Annotated in this window: 22 protein-coding genes and 2 tRNA genes; 23 read left to right on the forward strand and 1 reads right to left on the reverse strand. The window is 57.2% G+C overall.

The features are described from left to right. Positions 1 to 81: 81 nt before the first annotated feature. The 5 genes from GTO91_RS14545 (at position 82) to GTO91_RS14565 (ending at position 1860) form a co-directional block, all read left to right on the forward strand. Positions 82 to 156, forward strand: a tRNA-Asn gene (locus GTO91_RS14545). A 4-nt stretch (positions 157 to 160) separates the two neighbouring features. After that, positions 161 to 236, forward strand: a tRNA-Met gene (locus GTO91_RS14550). Positions 237 to 469: 233 nt separating this feature from the next. Continuing rightward, the gene (locus GTO91_RS14555) at positions 470 to 895 is read left to right on the forward strand and encodes a DUF3842 family protein (RefSeq protein ID WP_161259461.1); all 426 of its coding nucleotides are present in this window, start codon (positions 470 to 472) and stop codon (positions 893 to 895) included. Next, positions 888 to 1088: a CooT family nickel-binding protein gene (locus GTO91_RS14560; protein ID WP_161259462.1), complete on the forward strand. Its 201-nt coding sequence runs from the start codon at positions 888 to 890 to the stop codon at positions 1086 to 1088. The genes GTO91_RS14555 and GTO91_RS14560 overlap by 8 nt, the downstream gene beginning before the upstream one ends. Before the next feature lie 4 nt (positions 1089 to 1092). Next, entirely contained in the window at positions 1093 to 1860 is a 768-nt protein-coding gene (locus GTO91_RS14565; RefSeq protein WP_161259463.1) for a YebC/PmpR family DNA-binding transcriptional regulator, read from the forward strand. A 259-nt stretch (positions 1861 to 2119) separates the two neighbouring features. Here GTO91_RS14565 and GTO91_RS14570 read toward each other — a convergent pair whose 3' ends face one another. Next, a complete protein-coding gene (locus GTO91_RS14570) occupies positions 2120 to 2590 on the reverse strand; it encodes an Lrp/AsnC family transcriptional regulator (protein ID WP_161259464.1) in 471 nt (156 codons plus the stop codon). 306 nt (positions 2591 to 2896) lie between these two features. On the opposite strand from GTO91_RS14570, the gene GTO91_RS14575 reads away from it, so the two are divergent. The 18 genes from GTO91_RS14575 (at position 2897) to GTO91_RS14660 (ending at position 20047) form a co-directional block, all read left to right on the forward strand. Next, positions 2897 to 3481 carry a hypothetical protein gene (locus GTO91_RS14575; protein ID WP_161259465.1) on the forward strand — a complete coding sequence of 195 codons (585 nt, stop codon included), beginning with the start codon at positions 2897 to 2899 and terminating at the stop codon, positions 3479 to 3481. Between the two features lie 27 nt (positions 3482 to 3508). Then, entirely contained in the window at positions 3509 to 3997 is a 489-nt protein-coding gene (gene ruvC, locus GTO91_RS14580; RefSeq protein WP_161259466.1) for a crossover junction endodeoxyribonuclease RuvC, read from the forward strand. Beyond that, positions 3994 to 4788 carry a Holliday junction branch migration protein RuvA gene (gene ruvA, locus GTO91_RS14585; protein WP_161259467.1) on the forward strand — a complete coding sequence of 265 codons (795 nt, stop codon included), beginning with the start codon at positions 3994 to 3996 and terminating at the stop codon, positions 4786 to 4788. Before ruvC ends, ruvA begins: the two co-directional genes overlap by 4 nt. A gap of 14 nt (positions 4789 to 4802) precedes the next feature. Then, complete coding sequence (ruvB, locus tag GTO91_RS14590; RefSeq protein WP_161259468.1) at positions 4803 to 5915, forward strand: Holliday junction branch migration DNA helicase RuvB; 1113 nt, start codon at positions 4803 to 4805, stop codon at positions 5913 to 5915. 9 nt (positions 5916 to 5924) lie between these two features. Beyond that, entirely contained in the window at positions 5925 to 6473 is a 549-nt protein-coding gene (locus GTO91_RS14595; RefSeq protein ID WP_161259514.1) for an epoxyqueuosine reductase QueH, read from the forward strand. Then, positions 6470 to 6694: a DUF2905 domain-containing protein gene (locus GTO91_RS14600; protein WP_161259469.1), complete on the forward strand. Its 225-nt coding sequence runs from the start codon at positions 6470 to 6472 to the stop codon at positions 6692 to 6694. The genes GTO91_RS14595 and GTO91_RS14600 overlap by 4 nt, the downstream gene beginning before the upstream one ends. Positions 6695 to 6756: 62 nt before the next feature. After that, on the forward strand, positions 6757 to 7515 hold the full coding sequence (gene sigI, locus GTO91_RS14605; protein ID WP_161259470.1) for an RNA polymerase sigma factor SigI: 759 nt from the start codon (positions 6757 to 6759) through the stop codon (positions 7513 to 7515). A 77-nt stretch (positions 7516 to 7592) separates the two neighbouring features. Further along, entirely contained in the window at positions 7593 to 8993 is a 1401-nt protein-coding gene (locus GTO91_RS14610) for an anti-sigma factor domain-containing protein (RefSeq protein WP_161259471.1), read from the forward strand. 162 nt (positions 8994 to 9155) lie between these two features. Beyond that, positions 9156 to 10574: a SpoIID/LytB domain-containing protein gene (locus tag GTO91_RS14615; protein WP_161259472.1), complete on the forward strand. Its 1419-nt coding sequence runs from the start codon at positions 9156 to 9158 to the stop codon at positions 10572 to 10574. Continuing rightward, the gene (gene queA / locus GTO91_RS14620) at positions 10574 to 11608 is read left to right on the forward strand and encodes a tRNA preQ1(34) S-adenosylmethionine ribosyltransferase-isomerase QueA (RefSeq protein ID WP_161259473.1); all 1035 of its coding nucleotides are present in this window, start codon (positions 10574 to 10576) and stop codon (positions 11606 to 11608) included. The genes GTO91_RS14615 and queA overlap by 1 nt, the downstream gene beginning before the upstream one ends. Positions 11609 to 11627: 19 nt before the next feature. Next, positions 11628 to 12755: a tRNA guanosine(34) transglycosylase Tgt gene (tgt, locus tag GTO91_RS14625; RefSeq protein WP_235919621.1), complete on the forward strand. Its 1128-nt coding sequence runs from the start codon at positions 11628 to 11630 to the stop codon at positions 12753 to 12755. A gap of 76 nt (positions 12756 to 12831) precedes the next feature. Then, complete coding sequence (gene yajC, locus GTO91_RS14630) at positions 12832 to 13098, forward strand: preprotein translocase subunit YajC (protein ID WP_161259475.1); 267 nt, start codon at positions 12832 to 12834, stop codon at positions 13096 to 13098. Between the two features lie 149 nt (positions 13099 to 13247). After that, positions 13248 to 13448 carry an aspartyl-phosphate phosphatase Spo0E family protein gene (locus GTO91_RS14635; protein ID WP_161259476.1) on the forward strand — a complete coding sequence of 67 codons (201 nt, stop codon included), beginning with the start codon at positions 13248 to 13250 and terminating at the stop codon, positions 13446 to 13448. 70 nt (positions 13449 to 13518) lie between these two features. Then, the gene (locus GTO91_RS14640; protein ID WP_161259477.1) at positions 13519 to 14175 is read left to right on the forward strand and encodes an HD domain-containing protein; all 657 of its coding nucleotides are present in this window, start codon (positions 13519 to 13521) and stop codon (positions 14173 to 14175) included. A gap of 133 nt (positions 14176 to 14308) precedes the next feature. Next, entirely contained in the window at positions 14309 to 15517 is a 1209-nt protein-coding gene (gene secD / locus GTO91_RS14645; RefSeq protein ID WP_161259478.1) for a protein translocase subunit SecD, read from the forward strand. An 18-nt stretch (positions 15518 to 15535) separates the two neighbouring features. Beyond that, the gene (gene secF, locus GTO91_RS14650; protein ID WP_161259479.1) at positions 15536 to 16414 is read left to right on the forward strand and encodes a protein translocase subunit SecF; all 879 of its coding nucleotides are present in this window, start codon (positions 15536 to 15538) and stop codon (positions 16412 to 16414) included. Positions 16415 to 16619: 205 nt separating this feature from the next. Continuing rightward, on the forward strand, positions 16620 to 17522 hold the full coding sequence (locus GTO91_RS14655; protein WP_328793820.1) for a cation diffusion facilitator family transporter: 903 nt from the start codon (positions 16620 to 16622) through the stop codon (positions 17520 to 17522). 314 nt (positions 17523 to 17836) lie between these two features. Further along, a complete protein-coding gene (locus GTO91_RS14660; RefSeq protein ID WP_161259480.1) occupies positions 17837 to 20047 on the forward strand; it encodes a RelA/SpoT family protein in 2211 nt (736 codons plus the stop codon). Positions 20048 to 20079 lie beyond the last annotated feature (32 nt).

Here is a 20079-nt window from a genome sequence, read left to right on the forward strand (position 1 = left end):
TTTATCCGATGTGTGGTTTTCAAGGGGCAAACAATTCCCATATGCACTCATATAGGATTGTTGAAATCTCCTTGCCGTTGTTCCTCGATAGCTCAACGGTAGAGCAACCGGCTGTTAACCGGTAGGTTGTAGGTTCGAATCCTACTCGAGGAGCCATTGTCGCGGGGTGGAGCAGTTGGTAGCTCGTCGGGCTCATAACCCGAAGGTCGCAGGTTCAAGTCCTGCCCCCGCAACCAAGACGTTATGACGCCTTCAGGAAATTCCTGAAGGCGTTTTTCAATGCTTGTTTCACTCTTCACGTCAAGGTAAAATATGATGCGAGCCCGATTCCGATTGAAGTATAGAAGCGCAAAGTTTAAAAGATGATGGCAGAGACAGGGACATTAGGCTTAAAACATAGGGATAAAACAATAGGCTTAGAAAAACAGAAGAAAAACGTGAGAGCAAGGAAACGTCGGGGTGTGATTCGATGCGTATCGCGGTGATTGACGGACAAGGCGGAGGCATAGGCAGGCATATCGTCGAACGGCTCCGGCAGGAACTGCCTGATCATATCGAGATATTAGGACTAGGCACCAATGCGATGGCGACAGCGGCCATGCTGAAGGCCGGCGCCAATGACGGGGCGACGGGAGAAAACGCGATGGTGCAGAACCTTCCGGAAGTCGACATCATCGCCGGTTCTGTCGCCATTGTGATGGCCCACAGTATGCTCGGCGAGTTGACCCCAGTCATGGCGGAAGCCGTCGGGAGGGCCAAGGCAAAAAAAATCCTGATTCCATTAAACAGAAGCCGCATCGAAATTGCCGGGGCAAAATCGGACCCGCTGCCTCATCAGGTGCTGGGCTTGGTTCGTCGCATCAAGGAACTTGTGGAGGAGGAGCGTCATGTGTGAGGCTAACGCCTATATCCGGAGAAACGGACAGGATCAACTGATCCTGGAGGCAGTCGATAAATTGATCCCCCAAGCCGGTCAGGTATCGATGATCAACATCTTTGGCCAGCAAAAGACGATCAAGGCGCGCATCATCGAACTGGCGCTGGTCGATCACAAGATTATACTAGAAGAGTTACAGGAGGAAAGATAGTCACATGGCTGGACATTCCAAGTGGGCGAACATCAAACACCGGAAAGCGAAGGTAGACGCTCAGAAGGGCAAGATCTTCACCAAAATCGGACGCGAATTGATTGTAGCGGCACGCCAGGGCGGGGCTGATCCGAACAGCAACTTCCGCCTGAAAATCGCCATCCAAAAAGCGAAAGAAAACAATATGCCCAATGACAACATCAACCGGGCGATCCAACGGGGCGCCGGCGGCGCCGAAGGGGCCAACTATGAAGAACTGACATATGAAGGATATGGTCCTGGCGGCGTGGCCATCATGATTGAAGCGATGACAGACAACCGCAACCGCACTGCCGGTGAGATCCGCCACCTCTTTTCCAAAAGCGGGGGCAACCTCGGCGAGACCGGTTGCGTCTCCTGGATTTTTGAGCCAAAGGGCGTCATCCGGTTGGCAGTCTCCCCCGAAGCAGGCGGGAAGGTCGTCGACGAGGACGAACTGATGCTGGTCGCCCTGGAATCGGGCGCCCTGGACATCGCCGTGGAAGAGGACGAAGCGGAAGTGTTCACGCTGCCGGAGGAATTGGAGGGCGTCCGCCAAGCTTTGGTAGACGCCGGTTATACCGTGCTGTCAGCGGAGGCGACCCTGGTTCCCCAAAACACCATGGAGGTCACCGATAAAGACATTGCCGCCAAGTTGATCAAGCTGATGGATGCACTTGAGGATCATGACGATGTGCAAAACGCCTACGCCAATTTTGACATTGATGACGCGGTGATGGAGCAAATCGGCTGATCTTGACCCGATTGTCATAAACTAAAAAACGTTCACGCCCTGTCGGTTCACAAGCGATGAAGAAAAAGGCTTCTCATAAAACATGAAACATCGCAAACGAAAGATGGCAAAGAAAATAAGAAACAGAAAAGGAGTCCCTAAACAGGGACTCCTTTTTGCTGCATTTTTTATCGCTTGAGGCGTCTGCTTCCTTTAAGAGGCATTGTCGATAGGACCCACTTAAAAAGTTTATATGATACCCATCTCAAAAACAAAGAGTTCAGTCCGATTGTTCTTCCGTAGGAAGGGGTAAAACCGTCTCCTCTTTGGGGGTGGCCAGGGCGATGGAGGTGCGCGTATGGCTGACACCGGGCAAGGACAGGATCTGAGTCGTCAAAATCTGTTCCAGTTCCATCGTGTCTTTGACGCGGATTTTCAAGAGAAAGCCATCTTCGCCGGTGACCCGGTGACACTCCAGTATGTAGGGGCAACCCACGATCTGTTCGACAAACTGCTGATAGGAGTTAGGATGGTCCAACCGGAGGGAGATGAATGCGGTCAGACCCAGGTCGAGGGCTTTCGGATTCAGACGAGCCTGAAACCCTTGAATAACCCCTTTTTCCTCCAACTTTTTAATGCGTTCTGCGACAGCAGGAGACGAGAGGCCGACAAGCGATGCCAGTTCGGTCTGTGTTACTCGTCCGTTGCGTTGGAGGTGCTGAAGTATTCGGCAATCTACGGCATCATACATAAATTTTTGGCCTCCTTGCCTAAAACCACCAACCATTTGATAAGAATATATAAAAAATTAGAGGGGAAGTCAAGGAAAACCGTATTTTTGTTCGAAAAACCTTGGAATGACTCTCTGTTTTCCCTGTTGGTTAGAATATCTACTGCGAAATAGAAAATATTTTACAAGCAATCAGTAGTAAGTTCTTACCAATGAGGAAACGGGGTTACTTCAGTGTTATTCCCGATAAAAACCCTCGCCACAGGAAAAACGGTGGCGACAGCAAGCGCGCCTTCTTTGGAATGGTCAGCAATGCGGACGGTCTTCTTGGCAGTTTTTATCGTCTCCTTCAGCTTGACGGTCTTGTCTGTTTTCGCCTATGATTTGATGGTCGTCAAAAGTGACGGCGCTTGGGCGAACCGGTACGGCGAGGACATGCTGGATCGCCCTATCGCGCCGGGCGTCGTCATCACGATTGAAAAGAGCTACAGCATCTGCGGCCATCAGGTTGAGGAAAACTTGGAACGGCCGGAAGACTGGACTGGCCGACCTTTTCGTGAATTGCTGCAACGGTATCCAGAAGGGGACGGATGGCGCTGGGAACTTCGCCCAGGCCAAATCCGCTTGCATCGAAACGACCATAGCCTTTGTCCGGAAGACGCTGCGAAACGTCATCTCGGCGTTGTCGGCGGGGTCGTGGCGGTCATCGTCGGTCCGCCGGGTGTCTTTGGCGGGATTGACCGGTTGACTGACCTGCCCGCCGACCGTTTCCCTGCGCCGTTATTCCGGTTGGCGGAACAGGGGTGGCTGGATATGATGACACTGGAAGAGCTCTCCCTGCTTCTGGATGGCATGGACGAATCTAACGGTCATAAAGAAAAGGATTCAACCGAAGGGCGTCGAAAACCTTAAAACGTATCGAATCAGGGAGGTGGCGGGTTGGTTATCCTGGGGATCGACCCGGGAACAGCCATTTGCGGATACGGTCTGATTGAGGCGCAGGGCAACCGGCTCTCTGCCATTGCCTATGGCGCTGTGCGCACACCGGCCCACACATCCCAGGCTTCCCGGTTACAAACGATTTTTACCGATCTGGAGGCGATCATCGCCACCTATCAGCCAAACCATGTTGCCGTAGAGGAGCTTTTTTTCAATCGCAATGTCACCACGGCCCTCACTGTCGCGCAAGCCAGGGGCGTCGCTCTGCTGGCTGCGGCCCGGGCCGGTCTGTCTGTCCACGAATACAAACCGTCCCAGGTCAAACAGGCCGTTGTCGGTTACGGAAGGGCGGAAAAACAACAGGTGCAACAGATGGTGCGCGTCCTCCTGGCGCTGGAGGAGACTCCAAAGCCCGATGACGTGGCCGACGCGCTGGCCGTGGCCATCTGTTGCGCCCATAGCCTGACCTGGGGGGTGGCCTGCCGGTGATCGCTTTTTTGCGCGGGCGCCTCGCCGGCTTGGGCGACGATTGTCTGCTCTTGGACGTGGCTGGCGTAGGCTACCGAGTCTTCGTTCCGGCGACGATGCTATCCGCGTTGCCCCGAGCGGGTCGGGAGATATTGATCCATACCTTTTATCATACACGGGAGGATCAGGTCAGCCTCTATGGCTTTTTGACGGAGGAGGAGTTAGAGTTCTTCCGCCTCCTTTTGGAGGTCAGCGGCGTCGGGCCAAAGGTGGGTCTGGCGATCCTTTCCGCTTATTCAGCCGTGGAGGTCCAGCGGGCCATCATCGCCGAAGATGTGCTCGCCTTGACGCGGATCCCGGGCATCGGGCGCAAGACGGCCCAACGTCTCGTGATCGAGTTGCGGGACAAACTGCTCAAACAGGGGCTCCGCGTTGTACGTGTCCAACCGTCATCACAGGAGCAGAACGGGCAAGATCATTTGCAGCGAGAAACATCGCCTGAATCGCTAGAGGAGCTATCGCCGGAAAGGGCGTCCTTACAGGATCATTCGCTGAAGGAACCCTCCCCGGACCAGCGCGCCTCCGAAGGGACAGCGCAACCGGCGCGCAGGCGGAAAAAAGCGGTCCCTGCCGAAGCGGGCCGGATGTGGAAGACTCTCCCCCGCGACGAGGCCTTTTCGGCCCTGCAGGTCTTGGGGTACACGGCCAACGAAGCCAGGGACGCCCTGGTGGAGGCGGCCGCCCACGTTTCGCCAGACGCTGACGTGGAGGCCTGGATCAAGGGAGCGCTTCGCTTCCTTGGGTCGCAGTGAGGGGGTGAGTCCGCGTGGATGAACGGATGATGACCTCGGCCAAGCGGCCTGAGGATCGGGAGGCCGAATGGAGCCTGCGGCCGCGAACGCTGCGGGAATACATCGGCCAGGACAAGTTGAAAGAGAATCTGACCGTCTTCATACAGGCGGCTCTGGGACGGCGGGAACCGCTGGATCACGTCCTGCTCTACGGACCGCCCGGTTTAGGAAAAACGACGCTGGCCCAGATCATCGCCCAGGAGTTAGGTGTCCAGTTACGGGTCACCTCCGGGCCGGCGATTGAACGGCCGGGCGATCTGGCCGCCATTTTAACGAATCTGCAGCCGATGGACGTCCTTTTTATCGACGAGATCCATCGTCTCAACCGGGCCGTCGAGGAAGTGCTCTACCCGGCTATGGAGGACTTTTGTCTGGACATCGTCATCGGGAAGGGACCGGCTGCCCGGTCAATCCGCATCGACCTGCCCCGGTTTACCCTGGTGGGCGCCACGACGCGGGCGGGGATGCTCACGTCTCCCCTCCGGGACCGCTTCGGCGTCATCCACCGCCTGGAATACTACCGGCCCGACGAGTTGGAGTTTATCATCCTGCGGGCCGCCACCATCCTCGGCGTCACTGCCGAGCCAGAAGGCGCCCGGGAGATCGCGCTCCGTTCGCGGGGAACGCCCCGCATCGCCAACCGGCTGCTCAAGCGGGTCCGCGATTATGCTCAGGTGCTTTCGGACGGTGTGGTCACGGCGGAGGTGGCGCGGGAAGCCTTGCGGCGTTTGGAGGTCGATCCGCGCGGCCTCGATACGACAGACCAGCGGCTGCTAGAGGCGCTGATCCGCAAATTTGCCGGCGGGCCGGTCGGCGTGGAGACCCTGGCGGCTTCGGTCAGTGAGTCGGTGGATACGGTCGAGGATGTCGTCGAACCCTACCTGATGCAACTCGGATTCTTGAACCGGACGCCCCGCGGCCGGATGGCCACCATCGCTGCCTGTGAGCATCTGGGGTTGCCTGTGCCCGCAGGATTGCTGGCGCTCCAGGATGGGCGCCCGGCCGTTTTGCCGGCGGGAACAGGCGAGACGGCCTCAACGGCTGCCGGCTTATCGGCGGAACAGGCGGCCTTATCCTTTGACGAGTAGGTGACCGTGATGCGGCTACTCTTGCACACCTGCTGCGCCCCTTGCGGCATTGTCCCCTTCGATGTCCTGCGCGAGGAAGGGCATGCAGTGACAGCCTATTACTACAACCCGAATATCCACCCCTACAAGGAGTTTCTCCGGCGCAAAGAGACGTTGGAAGGCTATGCCGCATCGATCCGCTTGCCCTTGATCGTGGAAGAGGAGTATGCGCTGGAGGACTTCCTGGGGCGGGTGGCCGCCGATCCGGCGGGCCGCTGTCCCCACTGTTACGACCTGCGCCTTCGCAAGACGGCGCAAAAGGCGCGGGAACTTGGTATGGAAGGCTTCAGCACCACCCTGCTGATCAGCCCATATCAGGACCATGAGACCCTGCGCCGCGCCGGTGAGGCAGCCGGCCGCGAGGCGGGCGTGCCCTTCGTCTATGCCGACTTCCGGCCCCGTTTCCGAGAAGGCCAGCAGCGGGCGCGAGAACTGGAACTCTACCGGCAGCCCTACTGCGGCTGCATCTATAGCGAGAAGGACCGGTACTACAAGCCCAAAGGAGGGTCAAAGCGGTGATCGACGGAGGTTCCTTCGGCAAATGGCTCATGGTGGCCGGCGCCGGACTGCTGCTGCTGGGCGGATTGTTCTGGCTGCTCAGCCAGTTCGTCTCCCTTGGGAGACTGCCCGGCGACATCTCTTGGCAGAAGGGGAACTTCAGCTTCCACTTCCCCTTGGCCAGCAGCCTCCTGATCAGCCTGTTGTTGACGATCCTGTTGAACCTGTTTTTTCGCAGATAGGATAATTTACCCCTAGAAAAATTGTCCTGGACCCGAACAAATATAATAAAGAAGGTGACACCTTGGCATCCCTGTTTGGCAGCAGCGTCTTCGCATCGAGGAATCAGGAGCCTGAGAACCTTCTTGTTCGAGCCCGGGAGGGGGACGAGTGTTCCCGCAACGCCTTGATCCGGAAGTTTACCCCTTTTGTGCTGAGGGTCACCTCCCAGACGAGCGGACGGTATGTTCGCTTGGGCAGCGATGACGAGGCAAGCATCGCTCTGATTGCGTTTAACGAAGCAATCACAAGCTACCGGGAAGAGAAGGGTGTTTCCTTTTTGTCCTTTGCTGAGACGGTGATCCGTCGTCGCTTGATCGATTATTTTCGCAAGTCGACGCGGAGCCAGAAGGAGATCCCGCTGTCGGCCTTCGATTATGAATCGGAGGATGACACGGGGGAGGAAGGGAACAACCGGATGGAGATCAGGCAGGCGACGGCGGCCTATATGGCTGAGTCGGAAGCGAACGACCGCAGGACCGAGATCCTCTATTACAACAAACTGCTGCTGGAATACGGCATCCGGTTCAGCGATCTGGTCGAACTGGCGCCGAAGCATGAAGATGCCCGCAGGCGGGCGATTCAGGTGGCCCGGCAAGTCGCCGAAACACCGGCGTACCGCGAATACCTGAAACTCAAAGGCTCGCTGCCCCTGAAGGAACTGGAGCGGGATGTCGATGTGAGCCGAAAAACGCTGGAGCGACAGCGGAAATACATCATCGCCGTCGCCATTATTTTCATGGAGAAACTGGAGCATTTAAAGGAATACATAGACAAGGAGTGATTCCCGGCAAGGGACGGAGAACGTCCACCGGGATACACCGTGTCTGATGATTCCAACGACAGGAGGTCGGCCGCCAAGTGGATCAACGCGGCGTGGTGCTGGAGATTGAGGGGGATGAGGCGATTGTCCTCACCCCCAGCGGCGAATTCCGGCGCCAGCGCATTTCCCATCCCAAGCCGGAGATTGGCGATGAAATCCCCCTGTCTTCGGGAAAGAAGAATCATGTTCACACAAAGGGGCGGTGGTCCAGCGCGCCCTGGCACTGGATGACGACAGCTGTCGCCGCTGCAGTGCTTCTAATGGTCAACCTGACTGGTTTCGGCGGGCTTGGCAGTCAGCCCCTTCAGGAACCTGCCACAGACGGTGAGGCAGGCGCCGTCCTCCTTGTGACGGATCAAGCGCCGCCGCAAGGACTGGCCGTCAAGTTCGTCACTGTCGACATCAACCCGTCCATTGAACTGGCATTGAATGAAGAAAACAGGGTTATCGTCTCCCGTCCCCTCAATGATGACGGAAAAAAACTGCTCCAGGCGGAAACGCTGGACGGGCTTGACGCGGAAGAAGCGGTTTCCCGGATCACCAATGAGGCGATCCAGCAGGGGTTCCTGTCTCCTTCTCGCGATAACGCTGTAGTCATCGCCGTCGCCGGAGAGGATCGTCCCGTTGAAGGGAAGGGCAGCCTGGAATCCCGGTTGCGTGATTCGACGCTGCGCCTGCTGCCGCAAGACACGTCATCAACCAAGCGGGTTCAGGTCGTCCGGGCGCCTGCCGACGCCAGGGAAAAAGCGAGGCAAATCGGTTTGTCTGTCGGCAAGTACGCTGTTTTCTTGGAAGCCCTCGATCGCGGGCTGGATGTGCAAGCAGCCGATTTGAAAAAGGCGTCCATCACCAATGTCATTGCTGCTGCCGGCGGGGATCCCCTGGATGTCCTGCAAGGCGCTGCCGTGGAACAGGACCTGGCAGGCAAGGAGGCAAGGCATCAGGAACGTCTCAAGGAAGCCCTTCAGGAAGAGGCCGAGAGTGCAACGACCGGTGTCAGCGTGAATTTACCGCCGGCCCCATCATTGCCAGGCGCTTCTCAATCCGCCCCCATCGCCGCTGGAGCGAAGACGCCCGAAGAGACTGCGCCTTCGAGTGAGCCGGCGATTGAACCCCCGACTGAAACTCCAGTCGACTCCCCGATTGATCCCCCAGCTAACCTCCCGAGTGAACCTCCGTCTGCCCCCCCGGCTGAACTTCCAGTTGATCCTTATAACACCCATTTGCCCGAAGTTACTGCTCCCGAGCCTGGCGCTCCCCTTTCTGGCCCCGAATCAAGTCCTGGGCAAACCGATCAGGCGCACCAGGCCGGAATGTCCGGTCTTCCACCGGAAGAGTCCACTGCGCCTCCCCCTGTTCCCGATGATAAGCCTCCAGAATTTTCGGGGGTTGCAGGTTCTCGGGAAACGCATCAACAAATAAAGAGAAAAGTCATGTAGGTTCCCCATCGTTTCCAAAATGGCCAATTATTCCATTGGAAGGACTGCTGAGCGATTCGGCAGTTCTTTCTTTTTTGATGAAAAAGGCGGGCGGACAGGAAAGTGCCGCCAATTTGTCGAAAGCAAAGGAGGGTGATTCTGCCGAAAGGAGACCAGTGACGAATGAGCGTCAACAAAAGAACAGCATTGGCGATACTTCTGGCCCTTTTTTCCGTTTTCTCCCTGTCAACCGGCCTAGGTCCCGCCGTCGCAGCCGACAGGGAGGACAGGTTCGAACTCCGCGTGCTGATCGATCAGCGCTCTTCCGTCGATATCAGAGTGTTGTCCGGTACATATCAGTGGTATGATGAGGACTTGAAAACCCAGGTGGAAACCGTCTCTCCCTCCGATGGATGGCGCGCTTCCGCTGCCGGCTCGACCGTCCGATTGGAGAAAAACGGCCGTTCGCTGGCCAAGGCCTATGGCGGTCCCTTGTTGCTTCAAGCCATGGGCGCCGGCGAGAATAAGATCGAAGTGAACGGTAAAAAATACCGGGGTAGTTTGCGTCTCTATCACCTCCGCTCCCAGGGCGCCAACAGCATGGCGCTGATCAATGTAATCGATGTGGAATCCTATCTCTGCGGCGTGGTCGGGCAGGAAATCGGAATGAACGCCCCGGAAGAGGCGATGAAGGCCCAGGCTGTTGTCTCTCGCACCTACGCCTTGCAGCAGCGGGAGCGTCGAAGGCAGACCGGCGAGTATTACGACCTGCGCGCCGACCAGGGGAGCCAGGTGTATAAGGGTGTCGATGGAGAACAGGCAAATGTCCTCAAGGCTGTTGATGACACGCGCGGACAGGTGATCACCTTCGATGGAACCATCATTGAAGCCGTTTTTCATTCCAACAGCGGAGGGTATACGGAAGACGCCCGCTTGGTCTGGAACAGCGACGTGCCTTACCTGCGCGGCGTCCCTGCTCCGGAAGACCGGTATGCCGAAGAGTGGGGCGGAACAGCGGCGCTCGCCTACCACTGGCGGAAAAACCTCACGCCGGCCGAGATTGCCCGGAAGACCCAATCCCTGACCGGGAGGGATCCGGGAGAGGTTCAGCGCTTGCGCATCGTTGAGACAAGCCGCTCCGGCCGTGTAACCCGCCTGGAGGTCGTGGGAACGCGAGGAACCATCTCAATCGACCGGACGAAAGTTCGCCAACTGTTGGATACGCCGTCCACCAAGTTTACCCTCGCCGATGACAGTGGCAACTATGTAGCCCTGGGCTACGGCGCCGAAGGCATGAAAAAGAACGCCCTCCCCGCAGGCGGGACCTACGCGATCAACTCGTCGGGAGTGGCGGCGGTGAGTGGTGACTTTTATGTCATCACCCCTGATGGAATCGGTCCGGCGCCCAAAGCGCAGTCGACGACGGCTGCGGGGACCATTGTCATCGACGGTTACGGTTACGGTCATGGCGTGGGCATGAGCCAGTGGGGCGCCATGGGGCTGGCCCGCAACGGCAAAAGATACACGGAAATCATCGAGCATTATTACAACGCTGATCGCCGCGACGGAAGGCTGCTGATCACAAGCAACTGGGGGAAATGATGGAAGTCGCGCTTTATGATTACGAACTGCCCAAGGAAGCGATCGCCCAAACGCCGGTGGAGCCGAGGGACGCTTCTCGCTTGATGGTCCTCCAACGGCGGACCGGCGCCGTTGACCACCGGATCTTTCGAGATCTCGTCCATATCCTGCACCCCGGAGACCTGTTGGTGGTCAACCGCACCCGGGTGATTCCTGCCCGCCTGTATGGGAAAAAACGCGACAGCGACGTGACCGTCGAGATCGTCTTGCTGACGCCCAGAGGCGATGATCGCTGGGAGGTGCTTGTACGGCCGGGGCGGCGGCTGAAACCGGGGGTTTTTGTCGACTTTGGAGAAGGCCGCTTGGCCGCTGAGATTCTGGAGACGACTGATTTTGGCGGACGGGTCGTCCGCTTTCATTACAAGGGGGACTTCGATACCCTCATCGATGAGATCGGCCAGATGCCGTTGCCGCCGTACATCGAAACCGCCTTGCCCCAGCAAGAGGCGGAACGCTATCAGACAGTGTACAGCCAGGAACGGGGCTCCGCAGCGGCCCCCACAGCAGGGCTCCACTTCACCCCGCAACTGCTGGAGGATCTGAAAATGCGGGGGATAGAAACCACCTCGGTGCTGCTTCACGTGGGGCTCGGCACCTTCCGGCCGGTGCAAGTCGACCGGATTGAGGAGCACAAGATGCACTCCGAGTTCTTTCAGGTCGACCCTGAGGCCGCCGAGGCTATCGCAAAGGCCAAGCAGGAAGGGCGCCGCGTCATCGCCGTCGGCACCACCGTCGCCCGCACCCTCGAAACCGCCGCCGGCCTTAACAACGGAACCGTCGCCGCTGGAGCCGGCTGGACAGACATCTTCATCTATCCCGGCTACAAGTTCCAGTGCATCGACGGCCTGATCACCAACTTCCACCTCCCCCGTTCCACCCTGCTCATGCTCGTCTCCGCCTTCGCCGGCCGCGAGCACATCCTGGCCGCCTACCAGGAGGCATTGGAGAAGGGATACCGTTTCTTCAGTTTTGGAGACGCGATGCTGATCATTTAAAATAACGAGGAGGATGCACTTGACCGCCGCAGTCCGCTACGAACTGATCAAAGAATGCACCCGCACAAGCGCCCGGGCGGGGATCCTACATACCCCCCACGGTTCCTTCGAAACGCCCATTTTCATGCCCGTCGGCACCCAGGCGACCGTCAAGACCATGACGCCGGAAGAGGTGCGCGAACTGGGCGCCGGCATCATCCTGTCGAACACCTACCACCTCTACCTGCGTCCCGGCTCCGACCTGGTCCGCGAAGCCGGCGGCCTGCACAAATTCATGAACTGGCCTCACGGCATCCTGACCGACTCCGGGGGATTCCAGGTCTTCAGTCTCGGCCCGCTGCGCAAGATCACCGAGGAAGGGGTCCGTTTCAAGAGTCACATCGACGGTTCGGAACACTTCTTCACCCCCGAAAAATCGATCCAGATCCAGATGGACCTGGGCGCCGACATCATCATGGCCTTTGATGAGTGCCCGCCCTATCCAGCGGAACGGGAGTACGCCCAAAAATCGCTGGAGATGACGACCCGGTGGGCGAAACGCTGCCGCGCCGCCCATACCCGGGAGGATCAGGCGCTCTTCGCCATCACCCAAGGCGGCATGTACGCCGACCTGCGCAAGGAAAGCGCCGCCCGCCTGGTCGAACTCGACTTCCCCGGCTACGGCATCGGCGGTTTGAGTGTCGGCGAGCCGAAGCCCCTCATGTACGAGATGCTCGACGCCACGGTCCCTGAACTGCCGAAGAACAAGGCCCGTTACCTGATGGGGGTTGGCAGCCCGGACTGCCTCTGGGAAGGTGTCGAGCGAGGCGTCGATATGTTCGACTGTGTGTTGCCCACCCGGGTGGCCCGCAACGGGCTTGCTTTCACGTCCCATGGCAAGGTGGTCATTCGCAACGCTGAACATGCCCGCGATTTTGAGCGCCTTGACCCCGAGTGCAGTTGCTACACATGCCGCCATTACAGCCGCGCCTACCTGCGCCATCTCTACAAGGCGGAGGAGATCCTCGTCTACCGCCTGTTGACCATTCACAACCTGCACATGCTCCTCAACCTGATGCGCAACATCCGGCAGTCCATCCTGGAGAACCGTTTTCAGGAAGCCAAAAAAGCCTTCTTTGACAAATACGGGGAGGAAAAGGGGCAGTAAGTCACGAACAAAAAGGCGTCAAAACCCCTGGAAGCATGGTTATCTAAGAACATCCTAGGAAGGAGGGTTTGCCGCCATGATGGATTCGTCGCTCCTGCTGGTCTACCTGGCAGCCATGTTCGGCCTCTTCTACTACCTCTTCATCCGTCCCCAGAAGAAGGCGCAAAAAGAACACAAGGAAATGATCGACAAGCTGAGGGTGCATGAAAGAGTCTTGACCGCAGCCGGCATCTACGGCGTCATCACGGAAGTGGGCGAAGATACGGTCACCGTGAAGATCGCCGAAGGTGTTCAGGTCGATTTTGCCAAGACAGCCATCCTGCGTGTCGTGGATAATAATTGAAATAATTCCTCGCCTTTGACAAATTACTGCAAAAAGTTTACATTATTAACAGGAATTCTGGAATCTAGGTCGAATATGGATCGACAGAAAAGGAATCCGTTATTATGTGACTGTTTTGCAGTGTTGATCTGTCGAAGGGAGGAGGAAACATGGACACTTCGGTGCTTTTGCGCCGAATTCAGCGTAAGCGCAAGGAATTGGATCGATTGGCCCGAAAATTCGATAGCCGCAACCTGACGAGTGGTGATGTGTATCGAAAGTCCTGCGAACTCGACCGGCTGATTGTCGAATACATGCGCACCAACCGTCAGTTGGAACTCGATTTTCCGGATTTTCTTCCTGGCCGCTGAGCAAACTACTCAGCGGCTTATTTTACGTCCTTCCCCCAAGGGGAAGGCGAATGTCAAGAGGGAGATATCCATGACAGTCGACATCCAGGCGATTCGAGAAAATCCTGAAGTCAGGGCTTACATCGAAAAAGGCGATGAGCGCCTCAGCGTGCTCGGATTCACCGAACATGGTTTGCGACACTCCGCTCATGTGAGCGCCCAGGCGGAAGAGATCCTTTCCCACCTGAACTACCCGCAACGGTTTGCCGAACTGGCGGCCATCGCCGGCTACATGCACGACATCGGCAACGCCGTCAGCCGGGACAGCCACGCCCAGATCGGCGCCTTGCTGGCCCGCAGCATCCTGCGGGACATGAAGATGGACTTTCGGGAAATCGCTGAAGTGATGGCTGCCATCGGCAACCATGACGAGACGGTGGGACAGGTGATGAACGTCGCAGGCGCCGCCCTCATCCTGGCCGACAAGAGCGACGTCCACTACCGCCGGGTCCGGAATAAGGAACGTGTCGCTTTTGATATCCATGATCGCGTCAACTACGCCGTCCGGGATTCAAAACTCGTCCTGGAGGGGGCAGATATCTCCTTGACCCTGAGAACAGACCCTGACATCAGCCCTGTCCTCGACTACTTCGAGATTTTCTTGCCGCGGATGGTCATGTGCCGGCGGGCAGCGGCTTTCTTGAACTGCCGCTTTCACTTAATCATCAATGATGCAAAGATGCTCTAGTTAATTTTTGTAACCCTAGCGCTTCCGTTTGACATTCTTTGAGATTTGGGAGTATAATTCGAATTGTTTCGTATTCCCTGGCAATCATCCGTAGAAAAAAAGCAAACCTTTGCAAGGAGGCAGCGGGCAAAAAATGAATGCACGCAAACTGCTCCAACTGGTGGCCCTGATTTTGGTTGTGGCCATCGCTGCCGCGCTCAGTTACAACCCGATTGTGAAGAACACGAAGCTCGGGTTGGACCTGCAAGGCGGTCTACATGTGGTCCTTCAGGCGGTAGAGACGCCGGACCACAAGGTAACCCAGGAAGAGATGCAGCAGGTTCATGCGATCATGGAGCAACGGATCAATGGCTTGGGTGTCGCCGAACCGTTGATCCAGTTGGAAGGCGCCAATCGCCTGATCATTGAACTCGCAGGGATCCAGGATCCCGATAAAGCCGTCGACCTGATCGGCAAAACGGCCGTGTTGACCTTTCGGACAGCCGACGGTCAAACAGTCATTGAGGGCAAGGACCTCAAAGAAGCGAAAGAGGCCTTGGAACCGGGAAGCAAAATGGCCACTGTTCAGCTGACCCTCAACAGCGAAGGCGCCAAGAAGTTCGCTGATGTCACCCGCGTAAACGTGGGCAAACCGATCGGAATCTATCTCGACGAAGACCTCCTGCAAAACCCAACTGTTACTGAAGCGATTACAGGCGGACAAGCCCGCATCACCGGCTACGGGTCGTTGGAAGACGCGCGACGCATCGCCCTGCTCCTAAATTCGGGCGCCCTGCCCGTCAAGATGGAGATGGTCGAAAAGCGCACCGTCGGTCCCACCCTGGGCGCTGAAAGCTTGGAGAAGAGCAAGGCAGCAGCCATGATCGGCGTCGGTCTCATCTTCGCCTTTATGTTCCTGTACTATCGCGTTCCCGGCTTTGTGGCCATCGTGTCCCTGATCCTCTACTCGGTGATCGTCATCGGCATCCTAACTATGCTGAACGCCACATGGACGTTGCCAGGCATCGCCGGTTTTCTCCTGTCCCTTGGCGTAGCCGTTGATGCTAACGTGATTATTTACGAGCGGCTGAAAGAGGAGCTTCGGGACGGCAAAACCTTGCGCACGGCCATTGAAGACGGCTTCCAGCGCGCCTTCACCACCATTCTTGATTCCAACGTGACTACCCTGATCTCCATCGCCATCCTCTACTATCTTGGCACCGGTCCCCTTCGCGGCTTTGCCGTCACCCTGGGCATCGGTATCCTCACCAGCATGTTCACGGCGCTTAGCTTCACCCGGGTGCTGTTGCGTTCTGCTGGCGGAAGCGGCCTCTTCAACAACAAAAAACTCTACGGAGCCTGATAGGAGGGAGACCCGGACATGGAAATCATCGGTCGCCGCAAAATCTGGTACGCCCTATCCCTGCTGATCCTGATCCCTGGGTTGATCTCCCTGATGCTCCAAGGGTTGAACCTCGGGATCGATTTCAAAGGCGGTTCCATGCTGCAAATGCAATTTGAAAAAGCAGTCACCGTCGAACAGGTCCGCGCCGTTCTGGACAAGGCGGAAATCGCTTCCGCTTCCATCCAGTTGGCAGAAGGGAACAATGTCATCGTCCGGACGCATACGATGGAACAAGGTAAACGGAACGAACTGGTCAGTTCGATGAAAGCCCAACTGGGTAATTTGACGGTTGAACGGGACGAAAACGTGGGTCCCATCATCGGCAAGGAACTGACCCGCAACGCCCTGCTGGCTTTGTTGCTCGCTATCATCGGCATGGTCGCCTATATCTCTGTCCGCTTTGAATTTAAATTCGCTATCGCCGCCATCATCGCACTGCTCCATGACATCATGGTGGTGACAGGCCTCTTCTCCATCTTCCAAATCGAAGTGGATAGTTCCTTTGTGGCTGCCATCCTCACCGTCTTCGGTTACTCCATCAATGACACCATCGTCATCTTTGACCGCATCCGGGAGAACCTGCGCAAGAAGAAAAAAGACGAGAACCTGGACGCCCTTGTCAACCGCTCTGTAAAAGAAACGTTGACCCGTTCCATCAACACGGTCCTCACCGTTGTCTTTGTGCTCGTAGCCCTGCTCTTCTGGGGCGGCGATACGACCAAGGTCTTCACCCTGGCCATGTTGCTCGGCGTGATCGCCGGCGCCTATTCGTCCATCTTCAACGCCAGCCCTATCTGGTATGATCTGAAGCATTGGGAACGGGCGCAGCGGCGGGCGAAAGCGAAAGCGGCGTAAAAACCGCGGCGGCGCATCGTTCTTTGCCTATCATCAGCGCTAAATCCTAGAAAATCGCGATACGCCGGAAGTCATGAAGAGATTCTGAAAAGCACTCCAGGCAACTGGGGTGCTTTCTGCTTGCGCAAACTGTGCTACAATAGGTGACGGGAGTGTTTTCGGCTTCCGATTGTTGAAAGGACTGGAGAAAAAGGGGAATGGGATCGTGGATGAGCGACTGCGGGTAGCGCAGTTATCGGTCTTTTCCAATTCATTGCTGGTCATCGGCAAGCTTGCCGTCGGCTGGCTGATCGGTTCTGTCAGCGTCATCTCCGAAGGGATTCACTCGGGGATTGACTTAGTGGCGGCGCTGATCGCCTTTTTCAGCGTTCGGGAAGCCAGTCGTCCCGCCGACGACAGCCACCAGTTCGGACACGGCAAAATCGAAAACGTGGCGGGGACCATCGAAGCGCTGTTGATCTTCGTGGCCGCCATCTGGATCATCTACGAGGCGGTTGAGAAGCTCAGCAATGGGGGAACGGCCCCTGAGGCGGGCTGGGGTGTGCTGATCATGGCCATCTCTGCCGGCGTCAACTACTATGTGTCTTCGCGGCTGATGGCGGTAGCGCGCAAGACCGACTCGGTCGCCCTGGAAGCAGACGCGCTGCACCTGCGCACCGATGTGTACACCTCGCTGGGCGTCCTGGTCGGCCTCATCTTGCTCAAGCTGACCGGCTGGTGGATCCTCGACCCGCTGGTGGCCATCGGGGTGGCGCTTCTGATCATCAAAGCGTCCTGGGACCTGCTGCAAGAGGCCTTTATGCCGCTCTTGGACCAGCGGCTTCCCGAAGAGGAAGAGAGCCAGATTCAGGAGCGGATCCAGCGCCATGCTGAGAAGTATGTCAACGTCCATGCCATCCGCACACGCCGTTCCGGCGCTGAGCGCCACATCGACATGCACATGGTCTTTTGCAAACAGACATCGATTCAGGAGACCCATGAGATCTCCGACCGGGTGGAGGCAGAAATCCAGGAAATCTTCCCCCGGAGCACCGTCCTCGTCCACCAGGAACCATGCGATGAACGTTGTGGCGAGTGCCAGTTTGCTCACAAACGAGGGAAACAATGATCCACCCCCCCGGGATCCCGGGGGTTTTCTGCTATACCCGGCGAGACCGCCTATGATTCGCTACGATATCCGCAGGTTATCTGCCGCTATCGCAGGGATCATTTTTATACCGACGGAACGCGATTTTCATTCATGAGAATAGTGTATAGTAAAATCTGGAACAATGAAGGCAACCTTTCGCGATAGAAGAGGATTTCGATTCCTTTTGGAGGATTTCCGCAGCGCGAAGAGAAAATAGTAATGTCTTTGCCCTTTTTTGCGTTTTTCGAAGAAATCATAGACTTGCCGTTAAGGCCTTCCCGGGAGGTGAGCAGATGCAGGTAACCTTGGGACAGTTGTTAAAGCGTGTCCAGAGCTATACGCAGAACCCGACCGATCTCGAATTCGTCCGCCGGGCCTTTGAATATGCCGATGCAGCCCACACCGGCCAATTGCGCAAGTCCGGGGAACCCTACATCTACCATCCCATGGCCGTTGCCTATATCCTGGCCGACCTGGAACTGGACGTGGCGACGATCGCCGCCGGTCTGCTCCATGACGTGGTGGAGGATACGCCGATCACCCAGGAGCAGTTGGAAAAGGATTTCGGTCCCGAAGTGGCCCTCATGGTCGACGGTGTGACCAAATTGAGCCGTTTGGAATTTCACTCCAAGCAGGAGCAGCAGGTCGAGAGCCTGCGCAAGATGTTCCTGGCCATGGCCAAGGACATCCGCGTCATCCTGATCAAACTGGCCGACCGGTTGCACAACATGCGCACCCTCAAACACCAGACGCCGGAAAAACAGCGGGAGATCGCCATTGAGACGATCGAGCTTTTCGCCCCGCTGGCCAACCGGCTCGGGATTTCACGCATCAAGTGGGAACTGGAAGACCTGGCCCTCCGCTACATGGAGCCCGAGACCTACTACGACCTGGTGACGCGCATCGCCACCAAGCGGGCCGAGCGGGAGGAACGGATCAACGAGATCATCGCCGTCTTGCGAGAAAAGCTGGACGCCGTCGGCATCCAGGCGGAGATCTCGGGTCGGCCGAAGCACTTCTATTCCATCTACCGCAAGATGACGTCGCAGAAGAAGGACCTTTCCGAGATTTACGACCTGATCGCCGTCCGCGTCCTCGTCGATTCTGTGAAGGATTGCTACGGCGCCCTGGGGATCATCCATACCATCTGGAAGCCGATCCCCATGCGCTTCAAGGATTACATCGCCACGCCGAAGACGAACATGTACCAGTCGCTGCACACCACCCTCGTCGGACCCCTTGGCGAGCCCTTCGAGGTGCAGATCCGCACCGCCGAGATGCACCGGACTGCCGAATACGGCATCGCCGCCCACTGGAAGTACAAAGAGGGAGGCAAGGTACAGGGACGCAGCTTCGAGGAGAAGCTGGCCTGGTTGCGCCAACTGCTCGAATGGCAGTCCGATCAGAAGGATACGCAGACCTTCATGGAGACCCTGAAGATCGAGTTTTTCTCTGACGCCGTCTTCGTCTTCACCCCCAAAGGGGATGTGATCGAACTGCCGGCCGGGTCGACGCCCATCGACTTCGCCTACCGCATCCACTCCAATGTGGGCCACCGCTGCATGGGCGCCAAGGTGAACGGGCGCATCGTCCCTCTCGATTACCAACTGAACAACGGGGAGATCATTGAGGTATTGACGAAAACGACGGCGGGTCCCTCTCGGGACTGGCTGAATGTCGTCAAGACCTCGAACGCTCGCAACCGCATCCGCCAGTGGTTTAAGAAGGAGAAGCGGGAAGAATTCGTCGAGCGGGGCAAAGAAGCCCTGGAAGCGGAACTGAAAAGACTCAAGTTCGACCCGAATGATGTATTGAAGGCCGAGCGGATGCTGGACATCAGCAAGCGTTTCAATTATCAGACGGTAGACGATGTTTACTTCGCCATCGGCGACGGCGTCTTGACGGTCAACCAGATCATCCTGCGCCTTAAAGATGAATTGAAAAAAGAAAAACGCCTGGAAGAGGACCTGGCGCCGCCGCCGGAGGTGAAGCCTTTCTCCGGTTTCGGCAAGCCCTCTCAGGGCGTGCGGGTGCGCGGCGTCGACAATGTGCTGATCCGCTTTTCCCGTTGCTGCAACCCCTTGCCGGGCGACGAGATCATCGGCTATATCACCAAGGGGCGCGGCGTCTCCATCCACCGCGTCGACTGCACCAATATGGTCAACATGTCGGAAGAGGAGCGGGAACGGATCGTCGAGGTCGCCTGGGACACCACCTCCCAAGCCACCTACCAGGTGGAGATGGAGGTCATCGCCATGGACCGCGAGCGACTGACGACCGATGTGATGCTGTCGGTGGCTGACGCGAAGACGTCGATCAACTCCATCTACTCGCGAGCCACAAAGAATAAGATGGCCCAGATCAACATGGTTGTCGAGATCCGCGATCTCGGACATCTAAAATTCCTGATGGACAAGGTCTCCAAGGTGCGCGATGTCCTCGAAGTTCGCCGCCTGACACCCAACACCCGGCCGGATAAAGAGGGAGAATCCCTTTTGGGCTAAATGGGGCGGCTTGTTTCGAATCGGCCTGCGGG

The organism is Heliomicrobium undosum (assembly GCF_009877425.1).
GTDB lineage: Bacteria > Bacillota > Desulfitobacteriia > Heliobacteriales > Heliobacteriaceae > Heliomicrobium > Heliomicrobium undosum.

Bases quoted from the DNA above. Each gene is read 5' to 3' on its own strand.
- GTO91_RS14555 (WP_161259461.1), top strand. From the start codon at position 470: ATGCGTATCGCGGTGATTGACGGACAAGGCGGAGGCATAGGCAGGCAT.
- GTO91_RS14560 (WP_161259462.1), top strand. From the start codon at position 888: ATGTGTGAGGCTAACGCCTATATCCGGAGAAACGGACAGGATCAACTG.
- GTO91_RS14565 (WP_161259463.1), top strand. From the start codon at position 1,093: ATGGCTGGACATTCCAAGTGGGCGAACATCAAACACCGGAAAGCGAAG.
- GTO91_RS14570 (WP_161259464.1), bottom strand. From the start codon at position 2,590: ATGTATGATGCCGTAGATTGCCGAATACTTCAGCACCTCCAACGCAAC.
- GTO91_RS14595 (WP_161259514.1), top strand. From the start codon at position 5,925: ATGCGGCTACTCTTGCACACCTGCTGCGCCCCTTGCGGCATTGTCCCC.
- GTO91_RS14615 (WP_161259472.1), top strand. From the start codon at position 9,156: ATGAGCGTCAACAAAAGAACAGCATTGGCGATACTTCTGGCCCTTTTT.
- queA (WP_161259473.1), top strand. From the start codon at position 10,574: ATGGAAGTCGCGCTTTATGATTACGAACTGCCCAAGGAAGCGATCGCC.
- yajC (WP_161259475.1), top strand. From the start codon at position 12,832: ATGATGGATTCGTCGCTCCTGCTGGTCTACCTGGCAGCCATGTTCGGC.
- GTO91_RS14635 (WP_161259476.1), top strand. From the start codon at position 13,248: ATGGACACTTCGGTGCTTTTGCGCCGAATTCAGCGTAAGCGCAAGGAA.
- GTO91_RS14640 (WP_161259477.1), top strand. From the start codon at position 13,519: ATGACAGTCGACATCCAGGCGATTCGAGAAAATCCTGAAGTCAGGGCT.
- secD (WP_161259478.1), top strand. From the start codon at position 14,309: ATGAATGCACGCAAACTGCTCCAACTGGTGGCCCTGATTTTGGTTGTG.
- secF (WP_161259479.1), top strand. From the start codon at position 15,536: ATGGAAATCATCGGTCGCCGCAAAATCTGGTACGCCCTATCCCTGCTG.
- GTO91_RS14660 (WP_161259480.1), top strand. From the start codon at position 17,837: ATGCAGGTAACCTTGGGACAGTTGTTAAAGCGTGTCCAGAGCTATACG.